This is a genomic window from Nocardia asteroides (genome assembly GCA_019930625.1).
GTDB lineage: Bacteria > Actinomycetota > Actinomycetes > Mycobacteriales > Mycobacteriaceae > Nocardia > Nocardia sputi.
Genome location: CP082844.1, coordinates 3,255,672 through 3,271,070 on the forward strand (window position 1 = coordinate 3,255,672; position 15,399 = coordinate 3,271,070).

The following is a 15,399-nucleotide window of genomic DNA, read 5'->3' on the forward strand; positions in this document are numbered from 1 at the left end:
ACGTGCGCCTCGCACGGCTCGCGAGCCGTGCGAGGCAACGCCGGACTAGCCCTTGGCGGGTTCGGTGCGGTAGAGGTCGGGTTCGAGGTAGATGACGCGCGCCGCCGGGACCGCCGCGCGGACGCGGGACTCGGCGTCATCGATGGCGCCCGCGATCGCCGCGAGGTCCAGACCGGGAACTACGCCGATCTTCGCCGCCACGAGCAGTTCCTCCGGGCCTAGGTACTGGGTCTTCAGATGGATCACTCGGTCGATGCGGGTGTCGTCGACCAGGTTGGCGCGGATCTTCCGGTTCTCCTCCGGAGTGGCACCCTCACCGATCAAAAGGCTTTGCATCTCGATGATCAACACGACGGCGATGACGCCGAGCAGCCCACCGATGGCCAGCGTGCCGACGCCGTCCCAGATCGGGTCGTGGGTGATCATGGTCAGGCCGACGCCCGAGAGCGCCAGGATCAGGCCGACCAGCGCGCCGGTGTCCTCCAGCAGCACCACCGGAAGTTCCGGGCTGCGCGAATTGCGGATGAACTGCCACCAGCTTGCGTCACCTTTCAGCGGCGTGGACTCGCGCACCGCCGTGGTGAAGCTGTAGACCTCCAAGGCGATCGCGATCACCAGGATGACGACCGCCACGATCGGCGAGGTCAGCTCCTCCGGGTGCTGGATCTTGTGGATGCCCTCGTAGATGGCGTAACCGGAGCCGAGGGTGAACAGCACCAGCGCCACGATGAACGAGTAGAAGTAGCGGTTGCGCGCGTACCCGAACGGGTGCAGCTCGGTCGCTTCCTTCGCGGCGCGGCGCTGCCCCAGCAGCAGCAGTCCCTGGTTGCCCGTGTCGGCCACGGAGTGCACGGCCTCGGCGAGCATCGACCCCGAGCCGGTGATCGCCGCACCGACGAACTTCGCCGCGGCGATCCCCGCATTCGCGGTCAACGCCGCGATGATCGCCTTCTTGCCACCGCCAGCAGACATGGAAGCATGTCCTCTCTGTTTTCAGTGATACTCGCGAACAGCCTAGGGCACCTACGGCCGGGTGTTCCGGATCGGTCAGCAGCCGGCGCCCACGCACGCGCAGAACAGCTGGACCTGCCCGTCCACCGCCTGCGCGCGGATATCGGTGTCGGAGGCGGAAATCCACGCCGCGCCACCCCGGCCGAGTTCCAGCGACGAGCCGTTCTGGAACAGGCGCACCGTACCCGCCGTGCACAGCACGATGCCGGGCCCCGCCGCGGTCAGCGGCACTCGCGCGGAACCGGCGACCAAGTCGAATCGGCGCAGCGCGAACTCGGGGGCGGGCGTGCGATAGCGCACCGATCCGTCGCCGCCGGGTTCCGGCAGCACGACGGGCAGGTCGATCGGCTCGAAATCCAGTACGCGCAACAGTTCCGGCACGTCGACGTGTTTGGGGGTGAGACCGCCGCGCAGCACGTTGTCGGAGTTGGCCATGATCTCCACGCCCAGCCCGCGCAGGTAGGCGTGCAGATTCCCGGCCGCGAGGAACAACCCCTGACCCGGCTCCAAGGTCACCCGGTTCAGCAGCAGCGCCGCCAGCACGCCCGCGTCGCCGGGGTATGCCTCGGCCAGTTCGAGGGTGGTGCGCGCCTCGTTCGTGAACTCGCGTGTGCCTTTGCCGGACAGGTACCGCACGCAGCCGTCGAGCACCGCGGGCAGCAACGTGTGCAGCACGTGCTGCGGCAGCGTGATCCAGGTGGTGAACAAGGTGCGCAGGCCCGCCGAATCCGGCTGGGCGGCGAGGAGTTCGCAGTAGGAGCGCAACTCCTCCACCGCGAGCGCGCGCAGCAACGCGACCGTGCGGTGCGGCTCGCGGAAGCCGGCCAGCGCCTCGAACCGCTCCAGCGCGACGACCAGCTCGGGCTTGTGGCTCTCGTCGCGGTAGTTGCGCAGCGGGGAGTCCAAGGGCACCTTCGCCCGGTTCTCCCGGTCGAAGCCCGCGCGCGCCTGCTCCGTACTCGGGTGCGCCTGCAGCGACAGCGGCTCCTCGGCGGCGAGGATCTTGAGCAGGAACGGCAGCCGTCCGTCGAAATCCGCGGCGGCGGAGCCCAGTTCCCGGTCCGGGTCGGCGGCGACCAGCTCCAGCAGCGAGGTGCTGCGGTCACCGATCTTCACGTACGCCGGGTCGGCGGGGTGGGCGCCGAACCACAATTCGGCCTCCGGATGCGCCGAGGGGACCGGTCTTCCGCACAGCTGAGCCAGCGCGGTGCGCGAGCCCCAGGCATACGAGCGCAGCGCACCAACGAGTTCGTGCACTAGAAGCTTCCCCCGTACTGCCCCTGGCTGTCGGAAGCGGTGGTGCGCGAACCGATCAGCCGCAGGTAGGCGGCGGCCATCTCCAGTCGCAGCGCGAGCACCGCGAGCTGTTCGAGTTCGGTGCTGTCGGCCTGCGCGGATTCTTCGGCCCTCGACTGCGCGGGCGCGGCGGGATCGGTCATGCCGGTGTGCAGCAGGTCGACGTCGGCGTTCACCAGATCGGCGTCCACCAGGTTCGATCCCTCGGCGCCGAAGACCGCGATGCGGCGGCGCGCTGCCGCTCGATCGCGATCGGCGCTGAGCACGAACACCCGGATGCGTTCCACCGGCGCGGGGCCGTCGAGTTCCTCGTCGTGGAACAGTGGATCGAAGTCTGGCGCGGATTCGCCTGCCGCCTCGGCCATCCGGGTCCGCGCGGCGACGGCCTCGGCCAGATCCACCGCGGTGGCCACCTTGCCCGCGGATTGCAGCAGCACTTCGGCGCCGTGCTCGGCCAGCTCGGCGGCGGCCGGTGAATCGCCCGCGAGCACGATGCCCCGCTGCTGCATGCGCGCGGCCAGCGTCTTGGCGGGGTTGTGGAAGACCTCGTTGTGCGGGCCGTCGCGCAGCGCCTCCGCGTCCAGCACGTCGGCAAGGTGGGTGAGCTCGGGTACGGCGGCGCCGGTGCGCTGGGGGTCGACCGCGCGCAGCACCGCGATTCCGGCGGCCAGGAAGCGCAGCAGGCGGTTGTGCCCGAGGACTTGGACCCTGGGCTCCAGCACGGCGGCGCGTCCGGCGGCGGCGGCGCGCAGCGGCCCTTCGTGCGGCGCGGCGACGACCACCTCGGCGCCGCGGCGCAGGGCTCGATCGACGGCGTCGATGAGGCGCGGATCACCCGCGTCGTCGCCGGAGACCAGGACGACGTCCAGCGGACCCACCCACGGGGGAAGGGCGGCGGCAGGCACGACGGGTAGGCCCGCACGGTCGCCGAGCGCGGCCACGAGCAGTCCGGCGGCCCGTGCGGCACGTCCGGCGCCGGCTACCAGCACCACGCTGCGTGGTCGCAGATCGGCTAGTCGAGCGAGCGCCTCCTCACCGACGGCCGCCGCGGTAGCGCGCACCTGGGCGCCGCCGGAAGCGGCCGAGCGAAGGGCGCCGCCTGCGTCGGCGGCCTCGAGTGAAGCGGCATCGTCGAGGTCGAGCACCGGTGTTCCAGCGATCATCGGGCGTCCCACCTCCCCTCATCGCGCTGTGTCTTTTCCGCCCCCGCGCCCATTCGGTCCAGCTGCCACACCGAGACCGAGTCGGGCGAATCCAAGGCCTGTGATTCCACTATTCCAGTCAGGAGCGCACGATGCTCAGGATCTCGGTCACGAGTGCGTCTACTTCCTCCGCCGACCGGGCCTCCACGTTCAGCCGGAGCAATGGCTCGGTATTCGACGCGCGCAGGTTGAACCAGGCGTTGTCGGCCAGCTGCACGGTCACCCCGTCCAGCCGGTCCACCGAGTGCGCCCGGCCCGCGAAGGCCTCTACCACGGCCATCGTGCGCTCCTTCGCGTCGGCGACGGTGGAATTGATCTCGCCGGAGGCCGCGTAACTGGCGTACGAGGCCATCAGATCCGACATCGGCCGGTCTTTCTCGCCGAGCGCGGCCAGCACGTGCAGCGCCGCGAGCATCCCGGAGTCGGCGCCCCAGAAGTCGCGGAAGTAGTAGTGCGCGGAGTGCTCGCCGCCGAATACCGCTCCGGTGGCGGCCATCTCCTGCTTGATGAACGAGTGACCGACCCGGGTGCGCACCGGCGTTCCGCCCAGCTCGTGCACCAGTTCCGGCACCGCGCGGGAGGTGATCAGGTTGTGGATGATCACCGCGCCCGGCTCTTTGGCCAGCTCGCGCTCGGCGACCAGGGCGGTGATCGCCGACGGCGACACCGGGTCGCCGTGCTCATCGACCACGAAGCAGCGGTCGGCGTCGCCGTCGAAGGCCAGGCCGATGTCCGCGCCGGATTCGCGGACCAGCTTCTGCAGGTCCACCAGGTTCGCGGGGTCGAGCGGGTTGGCCTCGTGGTTCGGGAAGCTGCCGTCCAGCTCGAAATACAGCGGCACGACCGTCACCTGGGGCAGGGTGCCCAGCACCGCGGGCACCGTGTGCCCGCCCATGCCGTTGCCCGCGTCCACCGCGATCGTGAGCGGGCGCATGCCACCGAGATCGACCAACCCGCGCAAGAAGTCCGCGTACTCGGCGAGCAGGTCCAGTTCGGTCGCCGCTCCGCGCGAGCCTCCGTACACGGGCACGCCCTCGATCAGCTCGCTCTTGATGGTGGCCAGACCGGTGTCCTGCCCGACCGGAAGGGCTTTGGCGCGGCACAGCTTGATGCCGTTGTAGCGGGCCGGGTTGTGGCTGGCGGTGAACATGGCGCCCGGGCAGTCCAGGTGGCCGGAGGCGAAGTACAGCTGGTCGGTCGAGGCCAAGCCGATGTGCACCACGTCGAGGCCCTGGCCGAGCGCGCCGTCGGCGAAGGCGGCCGACAGCTCGGGCGAGGAGTCCCGCATGTCGTGTCCGATGACGATCCGGCTCGCGCCCTCGGCGCGCATCAGCCGGGCGAAGGACGCGCCGACATCCCTGACGAATTCCGCGTCGATCTGATCACCGACCACGCCGCGAACGTCGTAAGCCTTGATCACCGCGTTCACGAATTCGGCAGAGCGGGCGACTGTCATGCCCAACACCCTAGTGGTTGTGCCGGACGGGTCCGACATCGTCCCGGTCGATCAGGACGGTGGGTCGGGCAGGACGCGCAGATGGCCCCGGCGGCCCGTTCGCGTGGTTCGCGGCGGCGGGGGAGCGTAGTCGTGGTAGCCGCGCTGCTCGCGCTCCGGGGGGCGGCGGCGCAGCCCGGCTTCCCGCACCGCCTCGGCGAGCGCGGTCAGATCATCGTCGTCCGGTGTGCTGGAGGAGAATCCACCTTCGTGGCGAACCAGCTCCCAGCCCTTCGGAGCGGTGATTCGTGAGCCGTGCGTTTCGCAGAGATCCCAGGAGTGCGGTTCGGCGACCGTCGCGAGTGGCCCGACCACCGCCGTGGAGTCCGAGTACACATAGGTGAGCGTCGCGACGGCCGGATTCTTGCAGCCTGGTCGGCAGCAACGACGCATGGGAATCACGCCGATGAGAGTAACCCCCCTGGCGCGCCGATGGGGACAGACACGCTTGAAGAATCTCGGTCCGTGCGTCGCGAAACGAGGGCAGCACGCGATGCCGCCGGGTGCGCGGAGCCTCCGGCGGTGTTCTGGACGACCTACCCGGACGCACGGACAACGGTCTCCCACGGGCAGGCCCGGGGAACGTGTGCGGCGCGAACGGTTCGTCGCGAAGTGGGAGTAGCGGGATACCCAGCCGGGAGCGACCTACACGTGCTCTCCGGCGTCCTGCCCCGCAACGGCATTCGAGGACGGCCGCCGCGTGGATGGGTGCGACTTACTCGGCTTCCGGATCGATCACGTCCGGGTCGACGCCGAGATAGGTCGCGACCTGTTGGACCAGCACTTCGCGTAGGAGATCCACCAGATCGTCGGGATCGCTGGCGCGCAGCTCGAGCGGCTTGCGGAACAGCACCACCCGCGCCCGGGTCGCCGCGCCGTGCCGGTCCACGCCCGCCGGGATGAGCCTGGAGAGGGGAACCGGGCCGTCGGCGACCACCTCGTCCGGCCAGGTGACCGAATCCGGGTGCAGCGGACGGATCTTCGGGACGTCGTCGACCGCGATGTCGAGTTTGGTGAGCCGGTCGTGCCAGCGGGTGTCCAGTGGTGCGAACGCCTCCAGCACCAGCCGGTCGAACTTCTGACCTCGGGTCCGCCAGGCGGGCACGGTGGGCGGCAGCATCGGCCCGCGCACCCCGCGGCCGCGGCGTATCACCGACCGTGCGGTCGGCGGTCGACGCTTACGGGAACGTGCCATGACACAAAATCTAGGCCAGCCGGCTCCGGCGGTCCGCATCGAGGCGGTGGAGAACTGTCCGGTCGTGTCGCGCGTGCCCGGAGCGCCCTGGTGGCGGGCCGCTCCGGGCACGGCTGGGTCTATCAGGTCTATCAGGTCTATCGGGTCTGTCAGCCGATGCCGCGCTTGAGGCGGCGGCGCTCCCGCTCGGAGAGGCCGCCCCAGATGCCGAAGCGCTCATCGTGCGCGAGCGCGTAATCCAAGCACTCGTCGCGTACCTCGCAGCCCATGCAGATCCGTTTGGCCTCACGGGTGGAGCCGCCCTTCTCGGGGAAGAACGCCTCCGGATCGGTTTGCGCGCACAGTGCGCGCTCCTGCCACTGCTCCTCGATGGACTCGAACATCTCGTCGAAGCCGGTCACGACCAGGTTGAGCCGGGGCGCCGTGACTCCGTCACCCCCCTCTTGGTCGTTCCAGCCGCCGTTGTCTGCGCAGACGCCACGTGCTGCGCCTGCTGTGGAATCGGTCGGCGAGACCATCTCGTTGGCCACGCTCCGCCTCCTCACTGTGTGTTAGCGCAGAATGATTCTTTCCGTCGGACCAACACTCGCACCGACGGCCATACCCCGCGACGTTGTCCCGCGGACGTCCCCGAGCTTGTCATACCGATGCGAACATCTGTTCGAAAAACGGTTCGCGCGTGGAACTCTCGCGCGAACCCGGAATGACATGTCTGTGATTAGACACGCCGGACGCGGCGATGGTCAAGCCGCCGTCGCTATTCCGTTACTATCCGCAGCCCCATTCCGAGCTGATCTTGTGATGTGCAATAGCAAATAAACAGCAAATTTGCCGCGAACGGGAGCCGCCACGCCAGCGCATAGGCTGTGCGGATGTGACTGGACAACAAGCGGACGCCACGCCCGCCAACGGGCCCCGCATCGCCGTGCTGGTCGGCGGGGTCGGTGGCGCGCGTTTCCTACAGGGCGTCCGGGAACTGCTGCCCGAGGCGGACGTTTCCGCGATCGTGAACGTCGGTGACGACGTGTGGATGCACGGCCTCCGGATCTGCCCCGACCTCGATACCTGCATGTATACCCTCGGCGGCGGAATCGATACCGAGCGGGGGTGGGGCCGGGTCGGCGAAACCTGGCACGCCAAGGAGGAGCTCGCGAAATATCACGCACAGCCGGACTGGTTCGGCTTGGGTGACCGGGATATCGCCACGCATCTGATCCGCACCGAAATGTTGCGTGCCGGGTACCGGCTCTCGGCGGTCACCGAGGCGCTGTGCAACCGGTGGCAGCCGGGCGTGAAACTGATCCCGGCAACCGACGATCGCTGTGAAACGCATGTCGTTGTGACCGATCCGGACAACCCTGGCGAACGGCGCGCGATCCATTTTCAAGAGTGGTGGGTTCGCTACCGGGCGAACATCGACACCCACGGATTCGCCACAATTGGCGCCGATGAAGCCAAACCGGCGCCAAATGTGATCGATCTCATAGAATCCGCCGATGTGGTTCTCCTCGCGCCGTCGAACCCCGTTGTGAGCATCGGCGCCATCCTGGCCGTGCCCGGAATCCGCGGCGCGCTGCGCACCTCCGCGGCCAAGGTGATCGGCGTGTCCGGCGTGATCGACGGCAAGCCGCTGCGCGGTATGGCCGACGAGTGCCTGTCGGTGATCGGAGTGGAGACCACGGCCGAGGCGATCGGCCGGTACTACGGCGCCCGCTCGGCCACCGGCATCCTGGATGGCTGGCTGATCCACACCACCGACACCGCCGACGTGCCCGGGGTGGAAGTGCGTAGCGTGCCCTTGCTGATGACCGATCCGCCGACCACCGCCGAAATGGTGCGTCAGGCGCTGGATCTCGCCGGAGTCGCCCTGTGACCACACCGACCGATCACGCGGCCGACGAGCTGCGCATCCTGCCCGTCACCGGGCTGCCCGAATTCCGCCCGGGCGACGACCTCGCCGAGCACATCGCGCGGTGCGCGCCGTGGCTGGCCGACGGTGACGTGCTCGTGGTCACCAGCAAGATCGTCGCCAAGGTCGAGGGGCGCATCGTGGAAGCGCCGCTGGACCCCGAGGAGCGCGACGCCGCCCGGCGCAGGCTCATCGATCAGGAGGCGGTGCGGGTGCTCGCCCGTAAAGGCCGCACCTTGATCACCGAGAACAAACTCGGGATCGTGCAGGCTGCCTCCGGTGTCGACGGCTCGAACGTCGAGCGAGGCGAGCTCGTCCTGCTGCCCACCGACCCGGATGCCAGCGCCAAGGCGCTGCGCGCCGCGCTCGCCGAACGCCTGGGCGTGACGGTCGCGGTGGTCGTCACCGACACGATGGGCCGGGCTTGGCGCAACGGGCAGATCGACGCGGCGATCGGCGCCGCGGGCTTGCGGGTGCTGCACGACTACGCGGGTGCGGTCGACGGCCAGGGCAACGAGTTGTTCGTCACCCAGGTGGCCGTGGCCGACGAGCTGGCCGCCGCCGCGGACCTGGTCAAGGGCAAGCTCGGCGGCGTCCCGGTCGCCGTCGTGCGCGGGCTGCCGATCGCCGACGACGGCTCCGGGGCCGCCGATCTGCTCCGCGGCGGCACCGATGACCTGTTCTGGCTGGGCACCGCGGAGGCGATCGAGCGCGGCCGCAAGGAGGCGATCCTCCTGCGTCGTTCGATCCGCCAGTTCTCCGACGCGCCGGTCGACCCGGAACGCATCCGCTCGGCGGTCTCGGTCGCGCTGACCGCGCCCGCTCCACACCACACGCGCCCCGTGCGGTTCGTGTGGCTGCGCAAACGGGATCTGCGCGCTCGGCTGCTGGAAGCGATGGCGCAGAAGTGGCGCGCGGATCTGACCGCCGACGGCCTCCCGCCGGAACGGATCGAGCGCCGGATCGCGCGCGGGCGCATCCTGTTCGACGCGCCCGAGGTGATCATTCCGTTCTGCGTGCCGGACGGTGCGCACGACTATCCGGACGAGCGCAGGCGAGCCCACGAGCGGACGATGTTCACCGTCGCGGCGGGCGCCGCCGTACAGGGTCTGCTGGTCGCCCTGGCCACCGAGGGCATCGGCAGCTGCTGGATCGGGTCGACGATCTTCGCCCCTGAGGTCACCCGCGACGTGCTCGGCCTGGCCGAGGACTGGAGCCCGCTGGGCGCCGTCGCCATCGGCCATCCGCTCGAGGAGCTGACCCCGCGGCAGCAGGCAGGCGCGGGCTCCGGGCTGGTCGAGCTGTGAGCGGACCGAGCGCCGCCGCCGTCCGGGCGGGTCGCCGGTGAGCGCGGAGTCGTTGCGCGCTTCGGCCACCGAGTTGCTCGAAACGTGGTGTCCGGCCACCGATCCCGAGCGATCGCTGCGCGAGGCGATGCTCGCCTTCCTCGGTTCGGCCCCGCGTGGCTGTCTGCGCGAGCACGCGCCGGGGCACATCACCGCCTCCGCGGTCGTCTTCTCCCATGACGGCCGCGAGGTGCTGCTCACCTTGCATCCGCGCGTCGGCCGCTGGATCCAGCTCGGCGGCCATTGCGAAGAGCGGGACGACACGGTCGCGGGCGCCGCGTTGCGCGAAGCGATCGAGGAGTCCGGCATCGCGGACCTGCGGCTGCTACCGGGGCTCTACGGCGCGCAGGCGCATCCCATCACCTGTTCGCTCGGCGTGCCCACCAGGCACCTGGACCTCCTGTTCCGCATCACCGCTCCTGTGGGCGCGATCCCGGTGCGCAGTCACGAATCCACCGACCTGCGCTGGTGGCCGGTGGACGATCTGCCCGCGGACGCCGACGTTCTGCTGCGTTGAGTCAACCGGTTCGCTGACCCTTGCCGAGGCCGAGCCCCGGCCGGATGCCACATCCGGCCGGGGCTTTCCTCGTTCGATTCCGGGGATCTTTACAAATTGGGCTATTTGTATAGACAAGCGACAAAGAGCGCTATATCGTCCACCATTGAGGTAATGCGCGTCACACCTGGCGTGCCGTTCGGAATGGAGACGACGATGTCGACGTACGCCGACATGCCCGCGCAGCCGGTCGAGGTGCCGGCTTGGCGGGACCGCAAGCGTTATATGTGGCTGTGGGGGCTGTTCGCCCCGACCGGTCTGTTCACCATCGGGTTGCCGCTGATCTGGGCGTTGAACGAACTCGGCCTTCACGGCCTCGCGCAGGTGCCGTTCTGGCTCGGGCCGATCCTGGTCTACGTGCTGATCCCGATCGCGGACGTCTTCTTCGGCCCGGACGGCGACAACCCGCCCGACGAGGTGATGGAGTACCTGGAGAACGACAAGTACTACCGCTACCTCACCTACCTGTACCTGCCGTTCCAGTACGCCACCCTGGTGATCGCGGCCTATCTCATCACCGCCGACGAGGTGAGCTGGCTCGGCTTCGACGGCGGGCTGCACGTGGTGGACAAGATCGGGCTGGCGATCACCGTCGGCATGATCGGCGGCATCGGCATCAACACCGCGCACGAGCTCGGCCACAAGAAAGTCGACCTGGAGCGCTGGCTGTCGCGCATCGCGCTGGCCCAGTCCTTCTACGGGCACTTCTACATCGAGCACAACCGCGGCCACCACGTGCGCGTCGCGACGCCCGAGGATCCGGCCAGTTCTCGTGTGGGGGAGACGTTCTGGGCCTTCTGGCCACGCACGGTGTGGGGCAGCCTGAAGTCGTCCTGGAAGCTGGAGAAGGCTCGGCTGGACCGGCTCGGCAAGAAACCGTGGAACCTGCGCAACGAAGTGCTCAGCGCGTGGCTGATGTCAGCGGTGCTGTTCGCGGGATTGGTCGCGGTGTTCGGCGTCGAGCTGCTGCCGTACCTGGTTCTGCAGGCCGTGGTCGGCTTCAGCTTGCTCGAGGCGGTCAACTACCTGGAGCACTACGGCCTGGTGCGGCAGCGCACCGCGAGCGGGCGGTACGAGCGGCCCGCGCCGGTGCACAGCTGGAACAGCGACCACATCGTCACCAACATCTTCCTGTACCACCTGCAGCGGCACAGTGATCACCACGCCTACCCGACCCGGCGTTACCAGACGTTGCGCAGCTGGGACGGCGCGCCGAACCTGCCCAGTGGCTACGCCAGCATGATCCTGCTCGCGTATTTCCCCCCGCTGTGGCGCCGCGTCATGGACAAACGGGTGCTCGCGCACTACGACGGCGACATCACCCGCGCGAACATCGATCCGGCGAAGCGAGAGAAGGTGCTGGCGCGCTACGGCTCCGCTCAGGCCGCGAAGGGCACAGCGTGAGCGCGTATCGCTGCCCCGTCTGCGACTACGTCTTCGACGAGGCGAAAGGGGCGCCGCACGAGGGTTTCCCGCCGGGCACGTCGTGGGAGACGGTGCCGGACGACTGGTGCTGCCCGGACTGCGGCGTACGGGAAAAGATCGACTTCGAGCCGATGGGAGCTGGAAAATGACGGAGTACAAGCTGTATCAATGCATCCAGTGCGGCTTCGAATACGACGAGGCCGAGGGCTGGCCGGAGGACGGCATCGCGCCGGGGACCCGCTGGGACGACATCCCCGACGACTGGACCTGCCCGGACTGTGGCGCCGCCAAGGCGGACTTCTACATGGTCGAAATCGAACGGTCGTGAGATTTTGACTGCGGCAGGCGCCCGTGACAGTGTCGCGGGTATGCCGCGCAACGGAACCAGGATTCCCTACCAGGAGGCCGCGCGGGAACTGCTGCGGACGTCGGTCCTGGACGCGATGCGCGAACTGCTCACCGAGCGTGACTGGTCCAAGATCACGCTCGGTGACGTCGCGGCCAGGGCCGGCGTGAGCAGGCAGACGCTGTACAACGAATTCGGCTCGCGCAGCGGACTCACCCAGGCCTACGCCCTGCGCCTGGCCGACTTCCTGGTCGACCACGTCGACGCCGCGATCAACGGCAACGTCGGCGACGTCCGCGCGGCCTTCCGCGACGGGGTGGCCAACTTCTTCTTCGACGCCGCGTCCGACCCGCTGGTGCAGTCGCTGGTCGCGGGCGAGGTGAAGCTGGATCTGCTGCGCCTGATCACCCTCGACGCCGGGCCGTTGCTCGAGCACGCGACCGAGCGGCTGTCGCGCGCCTTCCAGCACAGCTGGGTGGCGGCGTCGCCCGCGGAATCGGACGTGATCGCGCACGCGCTGGTGCGAATCGCGCTCAGCTACATCCCCACTCCGCCCGGCCCCGGCCGAGACGCGCCCGCGGAGTTGAGCGCCCTGCTGAGTCCCTACGTCGAAGCGATCCTCGCCCAACGAGTGCAGAGCTGAGCTCGTGCGGGCAACCGATTCGCGACCCGGCGTATCTGTAGCACATTGAAAACAGACTGCCCGGCTTCTGATAGCGATCACATCTCAACCGACCGCAGGGGTGTAACGGACACCAAGTCGCCAAGTATTCTCATGCGACGGTGTTCGGGTCTTCTTTGAGTGGGGCAAAAGTGCAAACGGTTGGCAAACCGGTGGGATCACCTGATCCCAAACGCCATCTGTGGGTTCTCGGCTTGCTCGCGCCTTCGTCCGCCTTGCTGCCGTCGCAGCTGGTGCTGCACACCGGCGCCGAGGTCTTCTGGTGGATCGGGCCGATCATCGTGCTGATCGTCATCCCGGTGCTGGACTGGGCGATCGGCGTGGACGGCACCAATCCGAGGGACGAGGATTACGAGCTGCTGTCCAACGACCGGTACTACCGGTGGTGCACCTACCTGATGCTCCCGGTCCTGCTGATCGGCCTGGTGATCGCGAGCCGCATGTGGGCCGGGGACGAACTGAGCGTGGTCGACAAGCTCGGTTTGGCCGCCACTCTCGGATTCGTCAGCGGTATCGGCATCAATGCCGCCCACGAACTCGGGCACCGGGTCGAACGTTCGGAGCGCTGGCTGGCGAAGATCGCGCTCGCCCAGTCCGGCTACGGGCACTTCTTCGTCGAGCACAATCGCGGCCACCATGTGCGGGTGGCGACCCCGGAGGATCCGGCCAGTGGCCGACTAGGCGAGTCGCTGTGGGAATTCCTCCCCCGCAGCGTTTCCGGGAGTTTCCGTTCGGCGCTCGTCCTCGAGCGCGAGCGGCTCGCGCGCAAGGGCAAGGGCTGGTGGAGTGTGCACAACCACATCCTGCAAGCCTGGTCGATGACGCTCGTCCTGTTCGGCGCCCTGGTCGCGGCGTTCGGTTACCAGGTGCTGCCCTGGCTGCTGCTGCAAGCCGTCATCGGCATCGGCCTGCTGGAGACGGTGAACTACGTCGAGCACTACGGACTGCTGCGGGCGCGCCGCCCGAACGGCACGTACGCCCGCTGCTCGCCGCGCGACAGCTGGAACAGCGACCACCTGGTCACCAACATCTTCCTGTTCCACCTGCAGCGCCATAGCGATCACCACGCCAACCCGGGCCGCCGCTACCAGACGCTGCGCAGCTCGGATCAGGCTCCGCAACTGCCCGCGGGCTACGCCGCCATGATCGTGATCGCGGCCATCCCGCCGTTGTGGCGCCGGGTGATGGACGGGCGCGTGCTCGCCCACTACGGCGGCGACCTCACACTGGCGAACATCCAACCGCGCAAGCGGCGGCGCATCCTGGCGGCCCGCGGGGTGACCGCCTGAAAGCGTTCGGGAGCGACTAGCCTTGCCTCGGTACTTGCCGAACCAGGAGAGGCCGATGACCACCTCAGAACTTCCCGCACGCACGTCGTTGACCGCCGATGTCCGCAACGGCATCGACTACAAGGTGGCGGATCTGTCGCTGGCCGATTTCGGCCGCAAGGAGATCCGTCTGGCCGAACACGAGATGCCCGGTCTGATGGCGCTGCGCCGCGAGTACGCCGAGGTGCGGCCGCTGCAGGGCGCGCGCATCTCCGGCTCGCTGCACATGACCGTGCAGACCGCGGTGCTGATCGAGACCCTGACCAGCCTCGGCGCCGAGGTCCGCTGGGCCTCGTGCAACATCTTCTCCACCCAGGACCATGCGGCCGCCGCCGTGGTCGTCGGCCCGCACGGCACCGTCGACGAGCCCCAGGGCACCCCGGTGTTCGCCTGGAAGGGCGAGACCCTGGAGGAGTACTGGTGGGCCGCCGAGCAGATGCTCACCTGGCCGGGCGAGCCGGCCAACATGATCCTCGACGACGGCGGGGACGCCACCATGCTCGTGCTGCGCGGCGCGCAGTTCGAGAAGGCGGGCGTGGTGCCGCCGGAGGACGAGGACCACTCGGCCGAGTACAAGGTGTTCCTGAACCTGCTGCGTGAGCGGTTCGAGACCGACCGGGGCAAGTGGAGCAGGATCGCAGAATCGGTCCGCGGTGTCACCGAGGAGACCACCACCGGCGTGTTGCGGCTCTACCAGTTCGCCGCGGCGGGCGAGCTGGTGTTCCCCGCGATCAACGTCAACGACTCGGTCACCAAGAGCAAGTTCGACAACAAGTACGGCACCCGGCACTCGCTGATCGACGGCATCAACCGCGGCACCGACGTGCTGATCGGCGGCAAGAAGATATTGATCTGCGGCTACGGCGATGTCGGCAAGGGCTGCGCGGAATCGCTTGCCGGACAGGGCGCCCGGGTGCAGGTCACCGAGATCGACCCGATCAACGCGCTGCAGGCGCTGATGGACGGCTACGACGTGGTGACCGTGGAGAAGGCGATCGGCGATGCCGACATCGTCATCACCGCGACCGGCAACAAGGACATCATCACCCTCGATCACATGAAGGCGATGAAGGACCAGGCCATCCTCGGCAACATCGGTCATTTCGACAACGAGATCGACATGGCCGCGCTGGAGCGTTCCGGTGCAACGAAATTGAACATCAAGCCGCAGGTCGACCTGTGGACGTTCAAGGAGAGCGGCCGCTCGATCCTGGTGCTGTCGGAGGGGCGGCTGCTCAACCTCGGCAACGCGACCGGCCATCCGTCCTTCGTGATGTCGAACAGCTTCTCCAACCAGGTGATCGCGCAGATCGAGCTGTGGACCAAGCCGGAGGAATACGACAACGAGGTCTACCGGCTGCCGAAGCACCTGGACGAGAAGGTGGCCCGCATCCACGTCGAAGCGCTCGGCGGCGAGCTGACCAAGCTCACCAAGGACCAGGCCGAGTACATCGGCGTCGACGTCGAGGGCCCGTTCAAGCCCGACCACTACCGCTACTGAGCGCACCGCCGCGTGTCCCGCCGCCGTTCGCGGGCGGGACCGCGGCCCTTCGGGCACGTCGTCCGCGCACCCGGCGGTAGGCGCGGTATCCGCGCTGGTCAGCCGGT

16 protein-coding genes are annotated in these 15,399 nt (G+C 68.6%); 9 read left to right on the forward strand and 7 right to left on the reverse strand.

The window, feature by feature from the left end:
* Positions 1-45: 45 nt before the first annotated feature.
* From K8O92_14785 to K8O92_14815, 7 genes are all read right to left on the reverse strand, one after another.
* Complete coding sequence (locus K8O92_14785; GenBank protein ID UAK34978.1) at positions 46-972, reverse strand: cation diffusion facilitator family transporter; 927 nt, start codon at positions 970-972, stop codon at positions 46-48.
* 75 nt (positions 973-1,047) lie between these two features.
* Positions 1,048-2,268, reverse strand: a complete 1,221-nt coding sequence (gene manA, locus K8O92_14790; protein ID UAK34979.1) for a mannose-6-phosphate isomerase, class I — start codon at positions 2,266-2,268, stop codon at positions 1,048-1,050.
* Positions 2,268-3,470, reverse strand: coding sequence for a tobH protein (locus K8O92_14795; protein UAK34980.1), 1,203 nt, complete (start codon positions 3,468-3,470; stop codon positions 2,268-2,270). The genes manA and K8O92_14795 overlap by 1 nt, the downstream gene beginning before the upstream one ends.
* Before the next feature lie 118 nt (positions 3,471-3,588).
* Positions 3,589-4,965, reverse strand: a complete 1,377-nt coding sequence (locus K8O92_14800) for a phosphomannomutase/phosphoglucomutase (protein UAK34981.1) — start codon at positions 4,963-4,965, stop codon at positions 3,589-3,591.
* A 51-nt stretch (positions 4,966-5,016) separates the two neighbouring features.
* Entirely contained in the window at positions 5,017-5,406 is a 390-nt protein-coding gene (locus tag K8O92_14805; GenBank protein UAK34982.1) for a DUF3499 domain-containing protein, read from the reverse strand.
* A gap of 313 nt (positions 5,407-5,719) precedes the next feature.
* Positions 5,720-6,199 (reverse strand): metallopeptidase family protein, encoded by a 480-nt coding sequence (locus tag K8O92_14810; GenBank protein ID UAK34983.1) that lies wholly within the window; start codon positions 6,197-6,199, stop codon positions 5,720-5,722.
* A gap of 149 nt (positions 6,200-6,348) precedes the next feature.
* The gene (locus K8O92_14815; protein ID UAK35706.1) at positions 6,349-6,582 is read right to left on the reverse strand and encodes a WhiB family transcriptional regulator; all 234 of its coding nucleotides are present in this window, start codon (positions 6,580-6,582) and stop codon (positions 6,349-6,351) included.
* A 536-nt stretch (positions 6,583-7,118) separates the two neighbouring features.
* On the opposite strand from K8O92_14815, the gene cofD reads away from it, so the two are divergent.
* The 9 genes from cofD (at position 7,119) to ahcY (ending at position 15,292) form a co-directional block, all read left to right on the forward strand.
* Positions 7,119-8,072, forward strand: coding sequence for a 2-phospho-L-lactate transferase (gene cofD, locus K8O92_14820; GenBank protein UAK35707.1), 954 nt, complete (start codon positions 7,119-7,121; stop codon positions 8,070-8,072).
* On the forward strand, positions 8,069-9,415 hold the full coding sequence (locus tag K8O92_14825; GenBank protein ID UAK34984.1) for a coenzyme F420-0:L-glutamate ligase: 1,347 nt from the start codon (positions 8,069-8,071) through the stop codon (positions 9,413-9,415). The genes cofD and K8O92_14825 overlap by 4 nt, the downstream gene beginning before the upstream one ends.
* Before the next feature lie 37 nt (positions 9,416-9,452).
* The gene (locus tag K8O92_14830) at positions 9,453-9,971 is read left to right on the forward strand and encodes an NUDIX domain-containing protein (GenBank protein ID UAK34985.1); all 519 of its coding nucleotides are present in this window, start codon (positions 9,453-9,455) and stop codon (positions 9,969-9,971) included.
* A 195-nt stretch (positions 9,972-10,166) separates the two neighbouring features.
* Positions 10,167-11,414 (forward strand): alkane 1-monooxygenase, encoded by a 1,248-nt coding sequence (locus K8O92_14835; protein ID UAK35708.1) that lies wholly within the window; start codon positions 10,167-10,169, stop codon positions 11,412-11,414.
* Positions 11,411-11,584, forward strand: coding sequence for a rubredoxin (locus K8O92_14840; GenBank protein UAK34986.1), 174 nt, complete (start codon positions 11,411-11,413; stop codon positions 11,582-11,584). Before K8O92_14835 ends, K8O92_14840 begins: the two co-directional genes overlap by 4 nt.
* Positions 11,581-11,763: a rubredoxin gene (locus K8O92_14845; GenBank protein ID UAK34987.1), complete on the forward strand. Its 183-nt coding sequence runs from the start codon at positions 11,581-11,583 to the stop codon at positions 11,761-11,763. Before K8O92_14840 ends, K8O92_14845 begins: the two co-directional genes overlap by 4 nt.
* Before the next feature lie 40 nt (positions 11,764-11,803).
* The gene (locus tag K8O92_14850; GenBank protein UAK34988.1) at positions 11,804-12,424 is read left to right on the forward strand and encodes a TetR family transcriptional regulator; all 621 of its coding nucleotides are present in this window, start codon (positions 11,804-11,806) and stop codon (positions 12,422-12,424) included.
* A 155-nt stretch (positions 12,425-12,579) separates the two neighbouring features.
* Positions 12,580-13,752 carry an alkane 1-monooxygenase gene (locus K8O92_14855; protein ID UAK35709.1) on the forward strand — a complete coding sequence of 391 codons (1,173 nt, stop codon included), beginning with the start codon at positions 12,580-12,582 and terminating at the stop codon, positions 13,750-13,752.
* A 55-nt stretch (positions 13,753-13,807) separates the two neighbouring features.
* A complete protein-coding gene (gene ahcY / locus K8O92_14860; GenBank protein ID UAK34989.1) occupies positions 13,808-15,292 on the forward strand; it encodes an adenosylhomocysteinase in 1,485 nt (494 codons plus the stop codon).
* Positions 15,293-15,399 lie beyond the last annotated feature (107 nt).

Coding starts and splice junctions, on each gene's coding strand:
- K8O92_14785 (UAK34978.1), bottom strand. CDS start 972: ATGTCTGCTGGCGGTGGCAAGAAGGCGATCATCGCGGCGTTGACCGCG.
- K8O92_14795 (UAK34980.1), bottom strand. CDS start 3,470: ATGATCGCTGGAACACCGGTGCTCGACCTCGACGATGCCGCTTCACTC.
- K8O92_14800 (UAK34981.1), bottom strand. CDS start 4,965: ATGACAGTCGCCCGCTCTGCCGAATTCGTGAACGCGGTGATCAAGGCT.
- K8O92_14810 (UAK34983.1), bottom strand. CDS start 6,199: ATGGCACGTTCCCGTAAGCGTCGACCGCCGACCGCACGGTCGGTGATA.
- K8O92_14815 (UAK35706.1), bottom strand. CDS start 6,582: ATGTTCGAGTCCATCGAGGAGCAGTGGCAGGAGCGCGCACTGTGCGCG.
- K8O92_14835 (UAK35708.1), top strand. CDS start 10,167: ATGTCGACGTACGCCGACATGCCCGCGCAGCCGGTCGAGGTGCCGGCT.
- K8O92_14845 (UAK34987.1), top strand. CDS start 11,581: ATGACGGAGTACAAGCTGTATCAATGCATCCAGTGCGGCTTCGAATAC.
- K8O92_14850 (UAK34988.1), top strand. CDS start 11,804: ATGCCGCGCAACGGAACCAGGATTCCCTACCAGGAGGCCGCGCGGGAA.
- ahcY (UAK34989.1), top strand. CDS start 13,808: ATGACCACCTCAGAACTTCCCGCACGCACGTCGTTGACCGCCGATGTC.